The sequence below is a fragment of the Paenibacillus oenotherae genome, assembly GCF_019443105.1.
GTDB classification, from domain to species: domain Bacteria; phylum Bacillota; class Bacilli; order Paenibacillales; family Paenibacillaceae; genus Paenibacillus_Z; species Paenibacillus_Z oenotherae.
On record NZ_JAHZIJ010000004.1, the window covers coordinates 24,799 to 46,343 of the forward strand.

At 50.7% G+C, this 21,545-nt stretch carries 15 protein-coding genes; 7 read left to right on the top strand and 8 right to left on the bottom strand.

What is annotated here, in order from left to right; all coding sequences use genetic code 11:
- Window positions 1-56: 56 nt before the first annotated feature.
- Window positions 57-1,904 (top strand): cache domain-containing sensor histidine kinase, encoded by a 1,848-nt coding sequence (locus tag K0T92_RS08005; protein ID WP_219871935.1) that lies wholly within the window; start codon window positions 57-59, stop codon window positions 1,902-1,904.
- The gene (locus tag K0T92_RS08010; RefSeq protein WP_219871936.1) at window positions 1,901-3,526 is read left to right on the top strand and encodes a response regulator; all 1,626 of its coding nucleotides are present in this window, start codon (window positions 1,901-1,903) and stop codon (window positions 3,524-3,526) included. The genes K0T92_RS08005 and K0T92_RS08010 overlap by 4 nt, the downstream gene beginning before the upstream one ends.
- Before the next feature lie 213 nt (window positions 3,527-3,739).
- Here K0T92_RS08010 and K0T92_RS08015 read toward each other — a convergent pair whose 3' ends face one another.
- A complete protein-coding gene (locus K0T92_RS08015; RefSeq protein WP_219871937.1) occupies window positions 3,740-4,072 on the bottom strand; it encodes a DUF1904 family protein in 333 nt (110 codons plus the stop codon).
- Window positions 4,073-4,163: 91 nt separating this feature from the next.
- Here K0T92_RS08015 and K0T92_RS08020 point away from each other — a divergent pair, with 91 nt between their 5' ends.
- Window positions 4,164-4,460 (top strand): hypothetical protein, encoded by a 297-nt coding sequence (locus tag K0T92_RS08020; RefSeq protein WP_219871938.1) that lies wholly within the window; start codon window positions 4,164-4,166, stop codon window positions 4,458-4,460.
- A 105-nt stretch (window positions 4,461-4,565) separates the two neighbouring features.
- Here the strand turns inward: K0T92_RS08020 and K0T92_RS08025 are convergent, their stop codons facing one another.
- From K0T92_RS08025 to ribD, 3 genes are all read right to left on the bottom strand, one after another.
- Window positions 4,566-7,166, bottom strand: a complete 2,601-nt coding sequence (locus tag K0T92_RS08025; RefSeq protein ID WP_219871939.1) for an Ig-like domain-containing protein — start codon at window positions 7,164-7,166, stop codon at window positions 4,566-4,568.
- A gap of 721 nt (window positions 7,167-7,887) precedes the next feature.
- Window positions 7,888-8,682: an alpha/beta hydrolase gene (locus K0T92_RS08030; RefSeq protein WP_219871940.1), complete on the bottom strand. Its 795-nt coding sequence runs from the start codon at window positions 8,680-8,682 to the stop codon at window positions 7,888-7,890.
- Between the two features lie 623 nt (window positions 8,683-9,305).
- On the bottom strand, window positions 9,306-10,400 hold the full coding sequence (gene ribD / locus K0T92_RS08035) for a bifunctional diaminohydroxyphosphoribosylaminopyrimidine deaminase/5-amino-6-(5-phosphoribosylamino)uracil reductase RibD (protein ID WP_246627989.1): 1,095 nt from the start codon (window positions 10,398-10,400) through the stop codon (window positions 9,306-9,308).
- Window positions 10,401-10,913: 513 nt separating this feature from the next.
- Here ribD and K0T92_RS08040 point away from each other — a divergent pair.
- Window positions 10,914-11,675, top strand: a complete 762-nt coding sequence (locus tag K0T92_RS08040) for a carbohydrate-binding protein (protein WP_219871941.1) — start codon at window positions 10,914-10,916, stop codon at window positions 11,673-11,675.
- 544 nt (window positions 11,676-12,219) lie between these two features.
- On the opposite strand, the gene K0T92_RS08045 is transcribed toward K0T92_RS08040, so the two are convergent.
- The gene (locus tag K0T92_RS08045) at window positions 12,220-12,516 is read right to left on the bottom strand and encodes a DUF6509 family protein (RefSeq protein ID WP_219871942.1); all 297 of its coding nucleotides are present in this window, start codon (window positions 12,514-12,516) and stop codon (window positions 12,220-12,222) included.
- Between the two features lie 184 nt (window positions 12,517-12,700).
- Between K0T92_RS08045 and K0T92_RS08050 the strand changes: the two genes are divergently transcribed.
- On the top strand, window positions 12,701-15,964 hold the full coding sequence (locus K0T92_RS08050; RefSeq protein WP_219871943.1) for a DEAD/DEAH box helicase: 3,264 nt from the start codon (window positions 12,701-12,703) through the stop codon (window positions 15,962-15,964).
- An 83-nt stretch (window positions 15,965-16,047) separates the two neighbouring features.
- Here the strand turns inward: K0T92_RS08050 and queF are convergent, their stop codons facing one another.
- On the bottom strand, window positions 16,048-16,545 hold the full coding sequence (gene queF, locus K0T92_RS08055; RefSeq protein ID WP_219871944.1) for a preQ(1) synthase: 498 nt from the start codon (window positions 16,543-16,545) through the stop codon (window positions 16,048-16,050).
- 283 nt (window positions 16,546-16,828) lie between these two features.
- Here queF and K0T92_RS08060 point away from each other — a divergent pair, with 283 nt between their 5' ends.
- Window positions 16,829-17,326: a DinB family protein gene (locus tag K0T92_RS08060; protein WP_219871945.1), complete on the top strand. Its 498-nt coding sequence runs from the start codon at window positions 16,829-16,831 to the stop codon at window positions 17,324-17,326.
- Window positions 17,327-17,774: 448 nt separating this feature from the next.
- Here K0T92_RS08060 and K0T92_RS08065 read toward each other — a convergent pair whose 3' ends face one another.
- Both K0T92_RS08065 and K0T92_RS08070 read right to left on the bottom strand, forming a co-directional pair.
- On the bottom strand, window positions 17,775-18,203 hold the full coding sequence (locus K0T92_RS08065; protein ID WP_219871946.1) for a hypothetical protein: 429 nt from the start codon (window positions 18,201-18,203) through the stop codon (window positions 17,775-17,777).
- A gap of 158 nt (window positions 18,204-18,361) precedes the next feature.
- Complete coding sequence (locus K0T92_RS08070) at window positions 18,362-18,787, bottom strand: stalk domain-containing protein (RefSeq protein ID WP_219871947.1); 426 nt, start codon at window positions 18,785-18,787, stop codon at window positions 18,362-18,364.
- Window positions 18,788-19,055: 268 nt separating this feature from the next.
- Between K0T92_RS08070 and K0T92_RS08075 the strand changes: the two genes are divergently transcribed.
- Window positions 19,056-21,503, top strand: coding sequence for a basic secretory protein-like protein (locus tag K0T92_RS08075; protein ID WP_219871948.1), 2,448 nt, complete (start codon window positions 19,056-19,058; stop codon window positions 21,501-21,503).
- Window positions 21,504-21,545 lie beyond the last annotated feature (42 nt).

The following is a 21,545-nucleotide window of genomic DNA, read 5'->3' on the forward strand; positions in this document are numbered from 1 at the left end:
TCTTTGCTTGTAAAATGGGGAGTGAGAGCGCTTGTAGAAAGGATGCCGCCGACTATATGTTCAGAACAAGCATACGCAACAAACTGATTGCACTTCTACTCGCAGCTACAATTATTCCCATTATGACCTCTATAGCCATATCCTATTTCTACACGAAAAGCACGGTATCCGAAGAATCCATTCAAGAGAACCTGGATCTCATTCAGCTTGGAACTGACAACATTGAGAACTACCTCACCGTCATCGAACAAACGTCCAAAAGCGTGTACCGCTCCATGAATGAGCCTGAATCCCTATTCGGCATTATTGAACGCGAAGTGAACAAGAATGCTGAAAGGCAGGATTTCTCATCCATATATAAGACCAGCATATACGGCCATTTGCTTAACATGTACCAATCCATGAGGGATATTAGTCAAATCCATCTGCATACGCTTGCCAACGACCAATCCTATCTGATCGCACGGGGACGCTTCCGCGATCCGGATACGATCCCATACACGCCGCCCTACCCGCCTGGCGCGGATAAATTGCGTCCCTTCCTGGAAGCGACCCATGAAAGCCATACCTTTGGCGTGCCATGGAATGTTTACCTGCCCAGCACGAATGTGTTCACGCTCCATCTGCCCATTGTTGCTGCGCCTTCGACCAAAGTGCTTGGCTATCTGTCCATCGATGTGAAAGCGAATGAGCTGTTCAAGATCAGCAAGCAGCTGTACCGTAACGACGAGGAGAATCTGTACATTATCGACAAGCAGGGAATCGTCGTCTTTGCGCAGAATCCGGAGCTGCTTGGCAAGCCGCTGGAAGAGAACTGGGTGCCGAGCGTTCTCGATTCCAGCTCGGGGAACGGCTATCTGGAATGGAACACGAAGGACAAGAACAACTTTACCGGCATTATATTTTACGACCAAATCAAGTCAAATTATTCGGAGTGGACGATCGTCAAGATGCAGCCTTACTCCTATTTACACCGAAGCGCGAATCAAATCACACAGATTAATGCGATAATCGCTGCCATTTTTCTTGTTATCGTCGTTGCTGCGACGCTATATATCTCCTATCATTTTACAAATCCGATCAAGAAATTGATCAGCTCTATGAATCAGATCCAGTCCGGCAATCTGAAAGTGGATATTGAGGTCAAGGGCAATGACGAGTTCAGTATTCTCGCTCGCAGGTTCGACTCCATGATGCAGACGATAACCGACCTCATTATGCGGGAATATAAGCTGGAGATTGCCAACAAGACGAACCAGATGAAGGCGATGCAAGCGCAGATCAACCCTCATTTTCTCAATAATGCGCTGCAATCGATCGGAACGCTTGCTCTTCACCATCAAGCGCCCAAAGTATATTCCCTCATCTCATCACTTGCCAAGATGATGCGCTACGGCATGAACACGAATGAGGCGATTGTGCCGCTCTCTGAAGAGATCAGCCATGTCAAGGCTTATATGGAGCTTCAGAAGCAGCGTTTCGGCAACAAGCTGATGGTGAGCTTTGATATCGAAGAGGGAACATTAGGGATACAAGTGCCCAAGATCATTCTTCAGCCGCTCGTCGAGAATGTATTCAAGCATAGCTTCGAGCCGCTTGGCGAGGTGGGCGAAATTCTGATCCTATCCAAATGGTCAGCTGAGCATGAATTGGTCATTATCGTTCAGGATGATGGCCTTGGGATGGAAGCCGGGCGGCTTGGAGAGCTGCAGCAGAAGCTCGATAAGCCTTCCAGCCAAATGATGCCAGACGGTCAGGACAACATTGGACTTAGCAATGTCCTGCTTCGTCTGCGCTTGCACTTTAGCGAGGATGTGCGGATGATCGTTGCCAATCAGCAGCCAAGAGGCTTCTCCGTCACCTTGCACATTCCGTATCCTATAGGAGGACAAGAACATACATGAACGTGCTACTCGTAGATGATGAACAGCATGTCCGGGAAGCGATCAAGCTCCTGGTTGATTGGGACTCCCTCGGAGTCGAACGTATAATTGAAGCGGAGAACGGCTCCCTTGCCATCGAGCTTGCCAAGCAGTACCGGCCAGCCATTATCGTAACCGATATGATGATGCCCGTTGTAGGCGGTGTTGACCTGATGGCGTGGATTCATGAGCATCTGCCATCAACCCGCACGATCGCGATAAGCGGGCATGACGACTTTGATCTGGTGCGCGGCACGATGAAGTACGGGGGACTTGATTATATTCTCAAGCCGATAGATCCTGAGGTGCTGGGCGAAGCGCTCAAGAAGGCCAAGCTCTCCTGGGAGCAGGAGGAATCAGCCCGCCTCTACCAGAACCTGCAGAAGATTGAGATGAACCAATTGAAGCCCGTTTACTGGGACAAGCTGTTCTCCAATCTGATCTCCGATGTGAATTACTATTATTCTGTGAAGGATGTCCTCCACAATGAGTTTCAATTATCCAGGGAGCAGATGCCGCAATGCCAGATTATTATTATCGGACTGGAGTTTGTGGAGCGCAAAATAACCGAGAAGTTCAACAATCATCGCGATCTGCTCTTCTTCGCGCTCACCAATATATGCAATGAGCTGCTCAGAAGCCGCCACGCCGGGTATGCCTGCAGATATTGGAACAGCGAATCCGAGATCGTGATCTTCTATTGGGACCGGTTCGATGAATTAAATGACCTATTGGCCGAGATTAACAGCTGCTTCTACCGTTCGCTTCGAGCCCGCTTCGATTTCGGCGCCGGCTTGGCCCACCCTTTTCCGGAAGGCTTGAAGAACTCCTATGATGAGGCCAAGAGCGCTCTTAAGCAGCGGAATATGCTTCAGAATATTAACTGGCTTCATGTCTATGAAGCATCAGGAATGCGGACAGATGCCAATGCCGGCAAGCTGCACCTCTCGGACTACGAGGAGCCCTTCCGCATGGCGCTCCTCAGCAGCAGCGAAGCTGAGATAGCGGTAGCCGTTAATGACTGGCTGGAGGATGTGAAGCTGCTCCCCGCCATCTCGTTCGAGCAGGTGGAGCTATGGCGCCACGAGTTCACAGTAATGCGCTCGCAGTGGGCCAAGCTGCTGAGCAGCGATGCGGGCAGCGGCTCGGCTGCAGAGCTGCCCAGCCTTGCGCTGCCGATCCCGCTTGATGATCAAGGCAGGCTATCGCTCTCCCTGTGGCAGACGGAGCTGTCCGACGTCTTAATGAAATATTCTGACGTATTGACATCGTCGAGACAGAAGGATCGCAGCCCGATCAACGACATCGTCAAATATATCGAGCAGAATTACAATCAAGGCATTACGCTGCAGGATATCGCCAGCCGCTTCCATTTGAGCCGGGAATACATCTCTCGGCGGTTCAAGCAGGAGACCGGAGGGAACATGTCCGATTTCCTTGAGAAAACCCGGATAGACAAAGCGAAGATGCTGCTGCAGAACCCGCATCTGAAGATCATCCAGATTGCAGAGATGGTGGGATATCCGGACGAGAAATATTTCAGCAAAGTATTTAAGAAATCAACAGGCTGCTCTCCAGGACAGTATCGCAAGTCCGTACAATGAGTACGGTCTGGACCGCAGGCAGACGCTGCCCGCCATATGAAAAAGCGTAGATGCCGCTTGGCTCTACGCTTTTCTTTTCGTTGGAGGATGTGGTTTTTTCAGCTCCCAACGTGCGTTGTTTTGCTGCATAGCATGACGGCGGTCGGTGGCCACATCAATGTGCAGCTAGCTGGCTTGCCGCTATGCTACTAATAGACTGGTTGGATTTGTGCGCTATGAACTGCATGACTTGCCGTTAATGTAATACGCTGATTCCTGATAGACCTTGAATGCGACCTCCACTTCTGACAGTCCCAACGATAGGACATGCTTCGTCAGCGCCGCTGCGAACCGGTCACGTATCTGATCCCCACGCTCGAACCAGCCAATCTCAATGAAGGGATAGGTAGGCACCTTCTCCCCGCCGAATACAGAGGTTGTTGCCAGACAATCAATGGTGAAGTTGTCATTTCCGCACTCGCATATCCCTGCTAACTCTTCCACAAGCGCGCCGCTAATGAGCGCCATCCGATGAGGCTCAATACCTCGAACAAGCAATTGTGGCATGTTCTCTCTCCTTTGCTCTTTCATTCTGCGTAAATCGATTCCACTACGAGTATACCATCCACCCCGCCAAACGAGAGGGAAGCCTGCGAAAGTGCAGGATTTTCGGTTAAAAGAAGCCTTGAAAGGCAAAGTACCTGCGATCAGGCAGGCATTTAGGGCGAAAATGGTTCATTGGGCCATATACAGCGAGAAAGCCTGCTCTATGGCAGGCTTTCTCGCTTCAGAAGGCTGGGACGAGAGAAAGGCTGCCTTTTCGCAGGAATTCTCTCGCCTCGCACGGCTTTGCATCGACTGGCATGGCCTGGATTTGCACCGCCTGGCCTGCATGGCTTCGCACGGCTTTGTACCGCCTGGCCTGCATGGCTTTGCACGGCTTTGCATCGTCTAGCCTGCATGGCTTTGCACCGCTTTGCACCGCTTTGTACCGCCTGGCCTTGCACGACTTTTCATGGCGGCGGTTGACCCGCCTTCAATCTTTCAACAGCCTTCGCTGCTAATGATAGATTTGTCTCGGAATATATACAAAAATATTAAAGTCTCTATACGTTGTGCCATCGGACACAGTGACGGTAAGCATCGCGTTTCCATAAATCCGATTGCCATGGACGGATTTCGCGGTGAGTGACAGCATAGAGCCGTCTATATCATAAGAATCTATAATTGAGCTTTCGGATACCGAAACCGTGTACGGTCCTGTCAATCCATTCAAGTGGGACGCGATATCAACGGTTGAAGTTAGCTCCTGACTCTCCCCGTGAGCATCGGCAAACCTCACATAATCCCCCATACTCTCCAGTACAGCGAGCGGAACACCAAAGTAATGAAGGGAATAGGGAGTAGAATGGCCATCGTCGGCATTCAAATGAATCATGGTTTCCCCCACCTCTTCCCCAATGAGCGGTATAATCGATCCGTTAGCTGGTTTAACGGTTACATTGTTTGCATCATCTACTTCGGCGCTAAACGTCATCTCATGGCCATCCGCGTCCTCGAACCGGACAGGATCATTCATATTCAGCAGATAGGTCTGGCCCTTGATGACGATAATCGGTTCCACGCCGCCGACATATTGAGGCGAATAATTCATTATAAAATGGAGCTCGTACTCCGATTCTTGTCCGAATTCATTCCTTGCCCGCACGGTTACCGAAGCCGGATCCGCAGCCGTAGACATCACTCTCAGCATACTGCCGTAAGCAGACCCGAACCAGTCGTGCAGCGGCCTGTCCGTAGTGACATGATTGACATCCTCAATCCCGGTCACTTGATATTCAACCGCACCGTAGAAAATCTCGCTAAGATCTATATCCGCAAAAATACCGACCTCATAATCATCGTTCAAGTATTGGGTGCCGATATCATGCGGCAGCCATTCTCCGACATAGACGATGATTTCGTCCATGATCACGCCGCCATGTCCATCGTCGACATTCACACTAAGTTTCGACGCGCCGTCCGCGAGGCCGCGAAGCGTGAGAGACGTGCCCGCTAACGATGAGCTGAGGCTGCCATTGTCTGCATCCTTGCTCGCCACGGACAATGTCCAATCATTCAGCCCGCCAAGGTCGAAATATTCGGCCAGATCCAGATCAACCGGCGACTCCGGGTCCGGAGTTATCCGCATATTGGCCAGGTCATCCTCCTCAGTAACAACCACTCTAATGGGATAACTGAACCATTCACTATTTTCCACGTTCTCTTTAATTTTAAGATTAACAATAAAGGGACTCTCTGACACTTCATGCCTTCCAGCAATGGTCAAGTAGTTACCCTCCATAGAGACATCCAGCCGGTCGTCATACGTATAGCCGTATTCCACACTCTTGTTGTCCGGATTGCTGAAGATGCGCTCCATATCAATTTCGATCTTCTGATTCAATCTGAGCGTTACTGCCCCGTCATTGTTGATACCGACTTTGTACTGCGGATGGACGACAATATGATCCTCGACCGGTTCAATGTGTACACTGACTTGAGCCGCCGCTGAATAAGCCGTGCCATCACTGACCTTGAACGTGAACGTATCGGGACCATTGGCATTAGGGTTCGGCACATAGGTGTACGCTCCCGTGCTTGAATTGGTGATCGTCACCGTTCCCTTGTTTGCCTGGCTCTCGAGACTATAAGTAATAGCATCACCATCAACATCTGTACCAGACAGCGTACCCGTTGCGGCCGTATCCTCTGCTAAGGACAGCGTTCCGGCATGTGCGACCGGGGGATGATTGCTTTTGAGCACCGTTATTTGAAAAGTCCTCGCCGTCGCTGCTGTGCCGTCACTGGCAGTCACAATGGCATTCACAGGCTGCTGGCTGTAGTTCAAAGCTTTAACCTGGAGCATCCCGTTACTCTCCATAAGCAGCTCTACGATGCCATTATTGAGAGGCTGAGCTTCCACTGTGAAAGTCAGCTGGTCCCCGTCCTCATCCTGAAATAATTCATTCATGTCCAGCCTGGTTTGTCCTCCCTGGAATAAGTACAATTCCGACAGGGCGCCATCCCTCTTGGCCGGAGCATGGTTAGGCATGGTTACCGTGCTGCTTACCGCGGCCTGCAGCAGATTACGGTAGTCTTCAATGCGGCTGAACTTCTCCGGATGCGCCTTGAAGTATTTTACGACCTCATCAATCCCCGCCCCATCTCCGTTCGCATCCAGACTCGAATTCGCACTGGCTGTAAGACGGAACTTCTCGACGAAATGCTGCCCCTGCTTTTTGGCCGACAAAGTAACCATTGTCGTTCCTTGCTTCTTGAGACCGATGCGCAGATTGGTTGTATCATCCGCTACCTTCACATCCGCAACGCTGGCATTCTGCACCACAACGGAATATTCCAGCGCCCCCGGCTCATCAAATATAGCATTCAAATCGATCGTGAGATTATCCCCCGCCCGCAGCGTGCCAGAGAAGTGATCATCGAGATAGTCCTGAACGCGCTCATTCTCGATTAGAATCGTCCCTCCTCCCCCGCCAGGAGGAAGGGATGCAGCCGCAATGGCCGGAATTCCTACCGCCAATGCCGCTATACCCGCCGAAGCAATCATTAATTTGGCGAACCTGCTAATGGATCCCTTGTGCTTCTTTTCCGTCTTCATAGCTAATATCCACGCTCCCTTGCAATATATCGATCAGAAGACCCGCTAATAAAATGCTATATATAAAAAAATATGTAATAAAATCACTGCTGCTACAACACTATGCTACTCTATGAATACTCTATGAATACTCTATGAATACTCTATGAATACTCTATGAATACTCTATGAATACTCTACGAATACTCTATTTTCTACTTTAACATACCCTGTTATATTGTGGAACGAATTTGATTGCAATTTTTGTCGAAGACAAGTGGAAATTAGCGAAAATTTGCCCTGCAGATGCAGACAGCTCCCCGGCAGCTTACCCCAAAGTTAGCTCATCATGGTGGTACTGCACATCTGTTAGCTGGTTTTTCGGTTTACAGCATGTTGCTCCCGATTTCCCCCTCCCTGTAGCATGGATGTTTCTGTTTACAACATTGGCGAAATGGTGATTTTGCGACACCCTCCCACTTGTAAAATGGTTGTATCGGTTTACAGCACATCGCTCCCCTGTTTTCCGCACTGTAGCATGAAATTATCCGCTTACAGCGATTGCCTAAGTTGGATTCTGCACAACACAGGCATGAGGCTGCCCCAAATAGTCATTTTGGGCATACTCAGCTCCTGCTCTTCAAGTGATGCTCGACTAAAAAAGGAACCCTCATCTCCACTTTCAAAGTGGTTTTGAAGGTTCCTTTGCATCCTTTATGGGATTCGATCATCATTATTAAGATCAATACACAGTACGCAGAAACTGAACCGTCTCTGCAAAGGCTTCGTCCAACTCGCGAGTCGCCCCTTCATAAGGATGCACTGCACCAAAAGTATGATCGCCGCCTGCAATGGATACGAAATGCTGATCGGGCGCGATTTCCTGCAGCCGCTTATTGTGGGCCAGCAATCGCTCGTTGTCATTCGTCCCTTGCACAAGAAGAGCTGGCACAGACAGCGATTGAAATTTATTCGCAACATCAAATCTCGCTTCATTGCTCTCTATGTCCGCAATAATCGCCTGATCGTGATAGGAAAGCTGTTCGCCATTCCCGCCCGCCGGAAGAGCCGGTGTGCTGCCGCCGTTCCATACAACTACTGCGCCGACTCCGGGATGCTCGGCAGCATAGATAATGCTGCTGCTTCCCGACCGGCTGTGTCCCAATATCGCCAATCGTTCCGGATCAGCTTCATTCGCAAACGGCAGTTCGCCTTTACGCACTGCATTCACTACAGCCTCTATGTCGCGCACCTCGCGGCTAACGGTACTGACTGCTGCCACTACACGCTCGTCTTGTCCTTCATTGCGTGCATGAATTCTCGCAAAGTCATAGCTTATCGTATAAAAGCCTTCCTCTGCGAAGCGCCGGGACACCTCCGGCCAGAACCCCCAATCCTTATGACCCTTGAAGCCATGGCTGAGAACTAGAACAGGCTTCACCGTTCCATCATCTACTGCTTTCACTTCACCATGAATGAAATGTCCGCCTCCCAGATCGATTCCAAAACGCTGTGCCGCAATAACTTGATTGCTCATGGCCATCTCTCCTGTCTATTCTCTATTTGTATACAAGCTCTCCACTCTCTCTATTCCACGTGGGGTACAGCCGTCCCACAAGCAACCTTCTCCGCCCGTTGGTCTGCTGTACAACAAAGAGACATCCTCGTATAGAGAATGTCTCCGCATGAACGGTTGACCGTTATTCCAATTCATATATATCCAATAAGTTAAGTCGGATATATTGCTATTATAGCACCTTCTCTTGTGCTGTCAACTATAGATTATTGCTTGCTGGTTGGCTGGTTGGATTATCGTTGGCTGGTTTATCGCTCGCTGGTTGGATTGCCGCTTGCAATAACCTCCCGTAACACGACAGCCTTCGCCGCGAGGTTTGACCGCCGAAGTGTGACCGAGCACCGCATGCTGCTGCGATGGCACCGCACACCTCGATGGCACCGCATGCTGCTGCGATGGCACCGCACGCCGCGATGGCACCGCACGCCGCGATGGCGCCGCATGCCGGGATGCACCGCATACCGCGATGGCACGCATGCCGCGATGGCACCGCGCGCCGGGAGGTGCGCACGGTTCACGCGCAGCTCGCAGCACGCGATGCGACGATCATCCTTTACGGGATACACGCCTTCCGGCCCTTCGTCCTACTGCCACTTCGGATAGCCGGTGAACCGATAATCCACACCTACCTTGCTCATATCAACATCAGCAAATTCAACGGCATCCTTCATCTTGTCAATCCCGGCCCCTTCCAGAAATGTAGGAGCGCCTCTGCCTCCGATAAGCTTAGGCGCGATATAGAGGATGAGCTTGTCCACGAGCTTGCCCGCCATGAAAGACGCATTCACTTCTCCTCCGCCTTCTACTAGCAGGGAAGAAATATTACGGCTGCCCAGTATGTCCAGCATTTCGGACAAATCGACGGTATCGCTGCCTTTGGTTGCAAAGACGGATACGCCAAGAGCCTCAAGTTCCGCTCTTCTATCCTTGGAATGATTGGCGCTTGTGAACACCCATGTATCCGCCTTGCCATCTGCAACTACCTTGGCATCCAGTGGAATACGCAAAGTGGAGTCCACAATAATTCGCAGCGGATTGCGACCGCCTTGAAGCCGTGTTGTCAGCTCCGGGTCATCCTTCATAACCGTGTTTACTCCCACCAATATGGCTCCGTTCTCATTGCGCAAACGGTGCACGTCAGCTCGCGCGTCCTCGGAGGTGATCCATTTGCTGTCAGATGAGGCCGAGGCGATTTTGCCATCCAGCGTGGTCGCAGCTTTCATCGTCACGAAGGGACGCCTCTGGACGATAAAGGTGTTGAATACTTCATTCATTCTCTTGGACGCTTGCTCGCAGATACCAACCTCAACCTCGATGCCCGCTTCCTGAAGAATGCGGATGCCCCGGCCGGATACGAGCGGGTTCGGATCCAACGTGGCTACTACCACTCTGCTGATTCCTGCCTCGACTATCGCTTCCGCGCATGGCCCTGTTCTGCCATGATGGGAGCAGGGCTCAAGCGTAACGTAGATCGTCCCGCCGCGCGCGTACTCCCCGGCCATTCGAATGGCATGAATTTCTGCATGCGGCTCTCCTGCTTTCAGATGAGCGCCAATTCCTACGATGCGATTATGATTGACAATAACGGATCCGACCAGCGGATTCGGTTCGGTCTGGCCTTTGGCCGCTGCGGCCGTCTGTAACGCCAGATTCATGTATATTTCATGATGGGTACTCATTTCATCTTCCTCCGATCCACTAACAGAACCTTAACATATACACGTAATATACACGTATTGGAAAGGCTAGTCCAATGCTTGCTGCGCCATGCTGGCGGGGCAATCCTTACAAACTCCGCGCAACACCAACAAAACCAGGGGAATCGCCACTGTTTTCGCCCATTTTTCTCACCTGCTCCTAATACCAGCCTTTAGATAACGAAGACTAGATTTGTAGGTTCCCGATACCATGAAAGACGAGAAGAATGGGTTCTTTAGTTGGAATTGACTTCTTTTGGAAGACGATTCTATAATTAAGGCACACCTTGTAGCAGACTACCTTGGATGATAATTTGAGGGAAATGCTTTGAAACCTTCGCGGTTTTGAACAACCCCGGGATTCCTAATCGGAAGCCCGGGGTTGCTTGCATTCAAAGGAGGGATAGGCGGCAAAAGAAGTGCCCTATTGTATTTTGCTGGGAGAGGATGGACTGTCGCGTTTTATAGACTATAAAAATTTAGGAGTGATGAGAAATGCAAGCTACAAGAAAAATGGGAACTTTATTTATTGCTTTTGCTCTGTTACTAAGTTTTGGATTTAGCGCTTCATTCAGTGGTGAAGCCAATGCTTATGACCCTAACGTCCAGCTGTCCTATGCACATACGAAAACCATAATAGCAACTCCAAATAATCTTTCCCGTCTATCGGGCAGCGTGGAAGTGACGAATTTGTCGCCAACCAAGCAAGTCAAGGTTGTGTACACGACAGGCGGCGGTATATGGCAGGAGCAATCCGCTTCCTATACAGCCACTCTTGCCAGCGGAAACGAGGCTTGGAATTTTAATATAGATGCCCCGCTCTCTACAACATTTGAATTTGCTATTAAATATGAAGTCAACGGCCAGACTTACTGGGACAACAATAATAGCAGCAACTACAAGGTAGGAGGAGCTTCCGAGCCTGACAAGATTCTGAGCAAAGCTGCTCTGAAGCTGTATGAATCCTCCTATTACTCCAACCGTTCCGGACTCTATGTTGGCGGCAAAATCTATCTGAAGAACCTGGCGCCGACAAAAACCGTTACAATCGTCTATTCCTATGACAACTGGGCCACAACCCAGACAGCGAACGCGTCTTATGACAGCTTCGTTGCCAACTCCGGCAATGCGTTCGAGAATTGGAATTTCAACTTTGCTGCCACCGGACAGCCGATTAAATTCGCAATCTCCTACACGGTCAATGGCGTAACCTATTGGGATAACAACAATGGCGCCAACTACTCTTTAGTGTTCTAATCTTAGGAACGGACGAGGGGCTGTGAGGAAGTCCTTCTTGGAAATCCTCAGCCCCCGCTTTAAAGAAGCTGAACGATGCAGAATGCCTGCAATCATGGGACTGTTGACGTCTCCTCGCCAGAGGACGATCCATCATTCAAACGCCAAAACATGCGCGATGCGAGCCATGATCTAGACGAAACATGCGAAACGGCATGTATTTGCTCGTTTCTGGCCCCATGAAGGTGAAATACCTGCAAGAGTGCAGGTATTTCACCTTCATTTCTCCTTAACGGCCGATTCCCCCCAAAATTCATGCATGATTGCAGGCATTCTACCATTATCGTGTCTTGCAACCGAAATTCATGCATATTCGCAGGCTTCTTACTCCGTCACGCTACCGTCAAACCACGCTTGGAGAAGGGGTTGTCCGGAAAGTTATTGGATGATTTCAGAATCCCCGCCAAGTCCCCCGTAGATAATGAAAAAGATGCTTCCAATCCCTTTTTAGTGGTTTGGAGGCATCTTTTCACATCATCCGGGACTGACTCAGGCAGCTCCCTGTTCAGTTCTTGTCGTAATGCTCCGCGCAGAAAGCAGCTACAGCCGTTTCTTCCTCAGGGTCCAGTACGAAGTCAAGGTACCGGTCTGTCGTTCGCTCATACAGATCATACTTGACGATTTCCCTCCGGCTGTCATCCACTAGATAAATAACCTTCGCATACACCCCGTTCTCGGAATACAGCTCATCATCCTCCGCGATTTCCAGATCCAGTACAAATTCAAACCGCTGGCCCGTTAATATCCCGAACGGATCTTTAATCAATTCCACACTGTATTCGATTACCTGCAATGTTGTCATCCTCCAATTTGAGTCCGTCCACCCGATGCCATATATCGTATTGCATTCCAGGAGAGATGTAAAGCTTGGCCGTCTCTTCCCGGCTTTGCCGCATGTCCGGCAGCGGAGCACTCGCCTATTCGGTCCCTTTTGTTGTACCATAAACGGTAGTTATGGCATCAAGCCGAAAGGACGGATCACCGCAATGAGCTTCCAACTGACTGAGCAGGCCATCAAAAATTTATGCGGTCACGCTTCTTATAATAAAGGTGCCGCCTATTACCGCTCGGGTAAAGTCACCTTGAATCACTATCAATCCGAATCGGGCATCTATAGAGCAACCGTTAAGGAAAACGGCAGCTACCAGGTCAGTGTGGAAATCGCCCGGGACGGCAGTGTGGATGCGGAATGCAGCTGCTCCACCTTCTTCTCCTATGACAAGCACTGCAAGCATATTGCTGCTGTCCTGCTTAATATCCGCGCTGCAGGGCAACTGCCGGTTCATTCGGCCAACCTGGAGCAAGAGAACTCTGCAGCAGAGCTTGCGAGCAGCATGGTGGCATTATTCGCCGATAGCCGCACACCCGTTCTTCCAACCACCGCGAGAACCCATTTTGAATCCAGAGCTGATCTTAATGTCACCTTCACCTGCATGCCCCTGCCATATGGCAATGGCAAGTACATGTTCGGCCTTGAAATCAAGCTCGGACTCAAGCGGCCGTATATCGTGCAGCATATAAAAGATTTTCTGGAACAGATCGACCGCCGGGAGGCCTATGTATTCTCCAGCCACTTCACATACGATCCGCAGCTTCACAGCTTTCGCAAGGAGGATCATGCTGTCATCGCGCAACTGATCGGAATCTACCGCAACGAGCAGATCTATCAGGAGGCTGCAAGCCTCAACACTGCAGCTGCCAAGAGCAGCAGGAAGAGCAGGAACAACGACCGGACACTGATCATCCCTCCCGTCTCATGGAAAGCGCTCCTCCCTCTTCTTGCCGAGGCTCCATCCTCCCAGCTGGAACAGGACGGCCTTCTGTCAGACGGGCTTCATCTCTCGAACGAAGCGATTCCGCTGGCTTTTCATGTTGATCAGGCACAGCATAAGGGGGAATATCAGCTCGACATCCACGGCTTCGAACGGATTATTGTGATGGAATCCTACGGGCTTGTCCTTGCCGGCGGCAAGCTGCTGAAGCTGCCCATCGAACAATGCAGGCAGCTATCGGAGCTGAAGGGCATGCTTGAAGATTCCCGCGAGCGCCAGATTCGAATTCCGCCCCAGCAGATGGAGCCTTTCATGGAGAAGGTCGTACCCGGCTTGATGAAGGTCGGGAGGGTTCATATCGCCAAGTCGATCGCCGACCGAATCGTGCAGCCGCAGCTGAAGGCCAAGCTCTATCTGGATCGGGTGAAGGACCGGCTTCTTGCAAGCGTGGAATTTCAATACGGCGACATCATCATTAATCCGTTGGAGGACGCAGGAAAGCGGCGCGGCGAGGAACGGATTCTCATGCGTGACGGGGATGCGGAGCGGCAGATTGTGGAGCTCATGGAGCAGGGCGACTTCGCCAAGACCGAGAGCGGATATATTATGAATGGCGAAGATTCCGAATTCGAGTTTCTGCACCATATCGTACCCCAGTTGGAGAAGCTGCTGGATGTATATGCTACCTCTGCTGTGAAGGCAAGAATTCATCCCGGCCCCCTCTTTCCCAAGGTAAAGGTTGATGTGGATGAACGAACCGAGTGGCTGGATTTCAAATTTGATATCGAGGCTATTCCAGAAGGAGAAATCCGCAAGCTGTTGAAGGCGCTCGAAGAGAAGCGCAAATATTACAAGCTGCCAGGCGGGGCGATGCTGCCGCTGGAGACGTCGGAGTTTCAGGCGATCATCCGGTTCATGAACGAGGTAGGTCTGCACAATTGGGATCTGAGAGGGGGAGAATTCCGTCTTCCGGTTGCGGCTGGCCTCCACCTGATGAATTCCCCTGAAAGGGGCAATACCGTCAAGCTCGGCCGGTCATTCCGCAAATTATTGGATCACATGCGAAATCCCGATCATCTGGATTTCCCTGTGCCAGGCACGCTGGTTCACGTCCTTCGGGATTATCAGGCCTATGGCTATCAATGGATGAAGACACTCGCCCACTATCGCTTCGGCGGTATTCTTGCGGATGACATGGGACTGGGCAAAACCGTGCAAAGCATCGCGTTCCTTCTCTCCGTACTTCCGGAGATTAGAAGCCAGGCGCTGCCTGCTGTAATTGTCTCTCCCGCTTCTCTCATCTATAACTGGAGCAACGAGCTGGCGAGATTCGCGCCGGAGATCCGGACGGTGATTGCTGACGGCAGCACCGCCGAGCGGGAACGGCTGCTGAGCAATGCGTCTTCGGCAGATGTGATCATCACCTCCTATCCGCTTCTTCGCAAGGATATTAAGCTGTATGCCCGTCAATTGTTCCATACGCTTATTCTCGACGAGGCGCAGGCCTTCAAAAATTACACGACACAAACAGCACAGACCGTGAAGGGAATCAGGGCCCTGCATCGTTTCGCGCTTACCGGCACTCCGGTAGAGAACAGACTGGAGGAGCTGTGGTCCATCTTCGACGCTGTATTCCCGGCGTTGTTCCCAAGCAGGAAGGACTTCAATGAGCTGTCGCGGGAGGTTGTCGCAAAGCGAATCCGCCCGTTTCTGCTGCGGAGACTGAAGACAGATGTGCTGGAGGAGCTGCCGGAGAAGATCGAGATGCTGCAAGTATCCCAGCTGCTGCCGGAGCAGAAAAAGCTGTATATCGCTTATTTGGCCAAGCTGCGCCATGAAACGGTGAAGCATCTGGACAAGGAGACCTTCCAGAAGAACCGGATCAAAATTCTTGCAGGCCTGACCCGGCTTCGCCAGCTCTGCTGCCACCCTGCCCTGTTCGTCGAAGGCTATACCGGAAGCTCCGCCAAATTCGAGCAGCTGATGGAAATAGTAGAGGAGTGCAGGAGTGCGGGGAAGCGAATGCTCATCTTCTCGCAATTCACCGAGATGCTGGGACTGATCGGACGGGAGCTTGGCTATCGCGGCGTATCGCATTTCTACCTGGACGGCCACACTCCTGCCAGGGAGAGGGTCGAGCTGTGCAGCAAGTTCAATGAAGGTGAACGCGAGCTGTTCCTGATCTCGCTTAAAGCCGGGGGCACCGGACTCAATCTGACCGGAGCGGATACCGTCATTCTCTATGATCTATGGTGGAATCCCGCCGTAGAGCAGCAGGCCGCAGACCGGGCACACCGGATCGGACAGCAGAATGTCGTGCAGGTGATCCGCCTCGTCTCCCAAGGGACTGTCGAAGACAAGATGAATGAGCTGCAGCAGCGGAAGAAGGCTCTCATCGATGAAGTGATCCAGCCCGGGCAGGAGGCATTATCCTCCCTCACGGAGGCGGATATTCGGGAGATTCTCATGATCGAATAGGTTCAATCTGCACGCAAGAAGGGCTGCGCCGACGGTAGTACGAACATCTACCATGCGGTGCAGCCCTTCTTGTCGAATAAGGATTAGCGGTTATCGATCTTCTCGGGATAGAGATCATGATTCATGAGGCGATATTCCGCCATCTCCTCATATTTGGTGCCCGGCTTGCCCCAGTTGCAGTAAGGATCAATGGAGATCCCGCCCCGCGGCGTGAATTTCCCCCATACCTCGATATAGCGGGGGGCCATTAATGCAATGAGATCATTCATAATAATGTTCATGCAATCCTCATGGAAGTCGCCATGGTTGCGGAAGCTGAACAGGTACAGCTTGAGCGATTTGCTCTCCACCATCCGCACATCGGGAATATAGGAGATATAGATCGTAGCAAAGTCCGGCTGGCCAGTGATCGGGCACAAGCTGGTGAACTCCGGACAATTGAATTTGACGAAATAATCCCTGCCTGGGTGCTTATTGTCGAACGCCTCCAGAATGGACGGACTGTATTGGAACAAATAGGCAGTGCCTTGATTGCCCAGATGTGTAATGCCGTTAAGCTCTTCCTCTTGTCTACCTGGCATGGATGCATTGCTCCTTCTCTATATAAAGGGATCATGAACCGTAGAATCGCACGTAGTATACCATGATTGGAGGCAGAGGTCTAATGGTTTCCATATAAATTGGAAGGACATGCGACAGCCCTCTCAGCCGTGCAGGGGTGCCGGATTCATATCCTATTGAAAATATTGGCAGTAAAAATAGCAAAGGGATTCCGCTCCATCTCCACTGACCGTAGCTGTCAGTGAACCTCCACTATAATACAAGCTAAGAACGACAATCACACGATTAATGGAGGAATGCGGTATGTTTAGAACCGTTAACGATTTCACTCAGGAATGGGAGGCAGAGTTTGCGATTACAGCGCGGGTGCTGGACACCCTTACCGATGAGTCGTTGGGGCAGACTGTTGCGGATAATTATCGTTCCTTGGGCCAGATCGCCTGGCATTTGGTGAAGACCATTCATTTTCTGACATCCACGGGACTCACCTTCGATGAGCCGCCAGCAGAGGAGCTTCCTCCTGCATCAGCCGCCAGGATTGCAAGTGAATATCGCCGATTGGGGCAAGCTTTGCTGCGTGCTGTGAAGAGCCAGTGGACCGATGAGACAATCAGGCAATCCGTAACGATAATGGGCGAGGAATGGCAAAATAGTGCCACCGTACACTACTTCCTCAAACACGAAATTCATCACCGCGGGCAGATGACCGTGCTTATGCGCCAGGCAGGCCTGCCTCTGCCCGATGTGCTGGGACCAACGCGCGAATCCTGGATCGCCAAAGGCATCGAGCCTCATGCCTGACCTGCATCCTCTGATGCAATCGCCACGGTGACCGCGGCGGAGCTCCTATTCCCGCTGGAGCAGCAGACGGAGTAAGAAGCCTGCGAATGTGCATGAATTTCGGTTGCTAGACGCCATACATGGTGAAATGCCTGCGATCATGCATGGATTTTTGGGAAAATCGGTCGTTGAGGAGAAACTGAGGTGAAATACCTGCTCGCTGGCAGGTATTTCACCTTCATTGGGCCAGAAACGAGCAAATACATGCCGTTTCGCAGGTTTCGCCTGGCTCGCAGCTCGCTTGTCACTTTTTCCGTACCGTGCATGTCTCCGGGCGGCGTTTGAATGACGGATCGTCCTCTGGCGAGGAGTACGTCATCAGCCCATGATCGCAGGCACTCCACATCGTGCAGCTTCTTAAAATGGGAGCTGTCATTCCTAAAAATTTCTGGACAGCCCCTTCCCGTCGTTATGCTTTCTCGGCCTTGAAAGTAAATTTCCAATGGGCCGTATTACCAGAGTAACGGCCTCTGTTCTCCACTACCTCGACATTCAATACATATTCTTTGGTACCCGATATTGAAGAAGCCTTGATCGACTTTTCCGCTGATCCTGTATCGGGAATTTTATCCTGCTCCTCTGCCGATGCTTTGAGCTTGAAAGATCCAGTAGATTTAATGCTGAACGTCTGACTTCCGCCTTCTTCCATAGCCTTGCCGTTAACTGCAGCAGCAGTAGCCCAATCATTGCCTACATGATTGTTTTCCACAAGCTCTACACTCACCAGTGTTACTTTGACCTTCACATCACTTGATTTCTTCGCAGCAAATGCCGGTTGGCAAGAAATCGCGATGATGAGAAGCATACATAGCCATACTTTAGCAGCATGATGACGCATATTCCCACCCCTTAATAGATAGATAGATAAATAATGAATATTATACTTAAATAAACTATATTTATCCATAAATATAAACAATCTCTAGCGTACTGAAATTCATATTCCGCTGTTTGCTCAGAATCCCCGCTTAAAGTAACCGTACTGCTCTTTTTATCTCAAGCAATAGCCAACTGATAATAGTCGGCAATCGATTTAAGAGGAAGGTATATCCTGCCTTTGATTAAAATAATCTCGGAGCCAAGTTCAACCTTCTCTCCATTGGCAATAAAATAGTCTCGCTCCGACTGAAACTGTAAGTAATTGCTTTGATCCCCCAAATCGGGATAAATTGATAGTGTTTTCGAATCCGGTTCCCAACTGACACCTTTAGCATTCACTAGAAACGGAAGACAATTCAACAAACCGAATAGATCGACATACGTCCGATTATTAATCACTTTACCCGTAAAGGTCCTGTCTTCGAGAACCAAGCTGTGAATCATAATCCCATTATGAACCGCAGAATTAGCCTTTGCAGGTGCAATCCATACAACACCTAGAAATACAACCGCTACCAGCGACAACACCATCTTCTTCATCATGCAGCACTCCCTGGCATATATTGTTGCTTAAACTATGGACTCTAGAAATTTCGCAAAAGTTGCAGCATTGCATCCGGTAATGATACTCACTAGCAGTAGCTTGTTCCGGCAACAATACGGATGGAATTTACCTCGAAGGCACCCATGTAAAATTATTTTTTATATTTACTATAAATATACTAGTTATCATATAAACTTAGTGCTACTATATGATCACGGCGTTTGGTAGAAACGCCAACAATAGTAAATAGAATGGAGTGTTGTAGAGATGAGAAGAATTTGGTTAATGGTATTGGCGGTGCTTATTAGTGTGAGCTTATTGTCCGGTCAAGGAACTGCTGAGGCAGCGACGACAACAACAAGCGGTGCGATTGATCGGACCGAAGGAGGAACGATTGCGGTAAGCAGCGACCAAAGCCCGGATTTTGAGGGCAAGGAAAAGGCATTTGACAACAATCCCTACACCAAGTGGCTGGTGTTCTCCGGTACCGCCTGGATTCAATACCAATTTGCCGGCAGCCAGACTTATGCTATCAACAGCTACTCGATCACTGCGGCAGATGACAGTCCCGAGAGAGATCCGCTCAATTGGACCTTGAAAGCCTCGAATGACGGCACGAGCTGGACGACATTGGACACGCGGCAAAATGTGGATTTTGACTATCGGTACAAGACCTTGTCCTTCACCTTTACGAATACAACGGCCTATAGCTACTATAAGCTGGAGCTTGTGAACAACAGCGGGTCCATCCTCCAACTGGCGGAGATCAAGCTTTATGACGGAACGCCATATACGACCATTCACCCTACCGTTACAGCGAGCGGGGAGAATGCACCTAATGAATCCAAAGAAAAGGCAGTAGACGGCACCAGCACGACCAAATGGCTGACTTTCCAGAATAGCGGCTGGCTGCAATTCGATTACGGCACCCCTGTCACGATCGACGGATATGCCATCACCGCTGCCAATGATGCGGAAGAGCGGGATCCTAAGCAATGGATTCTGAAGGGCTCCAATGACGGCATCCAATGGACTGACATCGATACCAAAACCAATGAAAATTTCATTAAGCGGCATCAGCGCAACCATTATTTGTTAAGCCATAACACTGCCTACCAATATTACAAGCTGGAGCTGCAGAACAACAGCGGGTCCATCCTGCAAGTAGGAGAAGTAGAGTTCTCCCTTGTGAATGACATCTGGCATCTCGTTAATCCGGTCGTACAAGTTCAGAATCTGGACACTGCCGGCAACGGTTATCTGTTCGAACAAGCACTGCCCAATCCGGAACAGCATGTAAAAGCAATTGTGCGTAAGCTCGTCAGCATTCTTTATGCGAATCCGGGTGAATTGCCTTTCCATCTCCAAAAGATTGTCATCAAAATTGTGGATGAGCCGGGCGTCGCATGGAAGTCCGGCAGCGCAACCGAGGCTCACATCGGTTTCTCCTCCGGATATCTCAAAAGCTACTATGACTCCGGCCAGCCGCTAAGAGAGGAAATTATCGGCATTCTCTATCATGAGCTGACCCATGCCTATCAGTTGGATGACAGTCGCTACGGTGAGATTGGCTATATGGTGGAAGGAATGGCCGACGCAGTACGTTTCGAGGTCGGTTATCATGATCGTTACCATCAGCAGACGCTAGGAGGCAATTGGCAGGGCAGCTACGGGGTAACGGGCAACTTCCTGCGCTGGATCAGCGAGCATAAGCATCCGGGATTTCTCCGCGACATCAACGCCAGCCTGAGTCCGTTCGATGGGGTCAACTGGACGCCGGACGCATTCCAGACCATTACGGGAACTCCAGTAAACACCTTGTGGAATGAATACCAAGGGTTGGATGCGCAGGCTCCGACAGCACCAACAGCGCTAGCATCTCCTTCTCATACGGATACAACGGTGAATCTCTCCTGGACAGCCTCGACCGATAATGTCGGCGTGACGGGCTATGACATCTATCGTGATAACGTGAAGATCGATTCAGCGGCAGGCACAACTTATACAGCGACAGGATTAACGGCGGCTACAGCGTATAGCTTTGCGGTCAAGGCGAAGGATGCTGCCGGCAATGTGTCGGCGGCAAGCACTGCAATTACAGTAACGACGAACCCGACTAGCAGCCAAACAGCAACAATCTATTACAAGCGCGGCTTCGCAACGCCATATATCCATTATCAAGTGGACGGCGGCTCCTGGACGACTGCCCCGGGAACAGCGATCGCCGCTTCGGAAGTGAACGGCTACAACAAAGTTACGATCAATCTGGGCTCAGCAGCAGGCTTGACGGCCGCTTTCAATAATGGCAGCGGCACCTGGGACAACAATAACGGACAGAACTACCGTTTCACGGCGGGAACCTGGACCTTCGTCGGCGGTACGATTACGCAAGGCGTGCCGCAAGCCGACAGCCTGACCCTCGTCGTAACCGTTCCATCGAATACGCCAGCCAATGCGGATGTCTATCTGGCATCCAGCTTGAACAGCTGGACTCCGAATGATGCGAGCTACAAGCTGACCAAAAATTCGAATGGCACGTACAGCATCACACTCAACATCGCCGCATCCACGTCGATCCAGTACAAGCTGACCAAGGGCACATGGGCATCCGTCGAAGTATACAGCAGCGGAGCGGAGCGCCCTAACCGGACGCTCACAACGACCGGAGGCACGCAGACCGTGAATCTGACTGTGGAGCGCTGGAAGGATCAATAGTACGAATGAGCTAAACAAATGAAGCAGCATTAGCAAAGGACC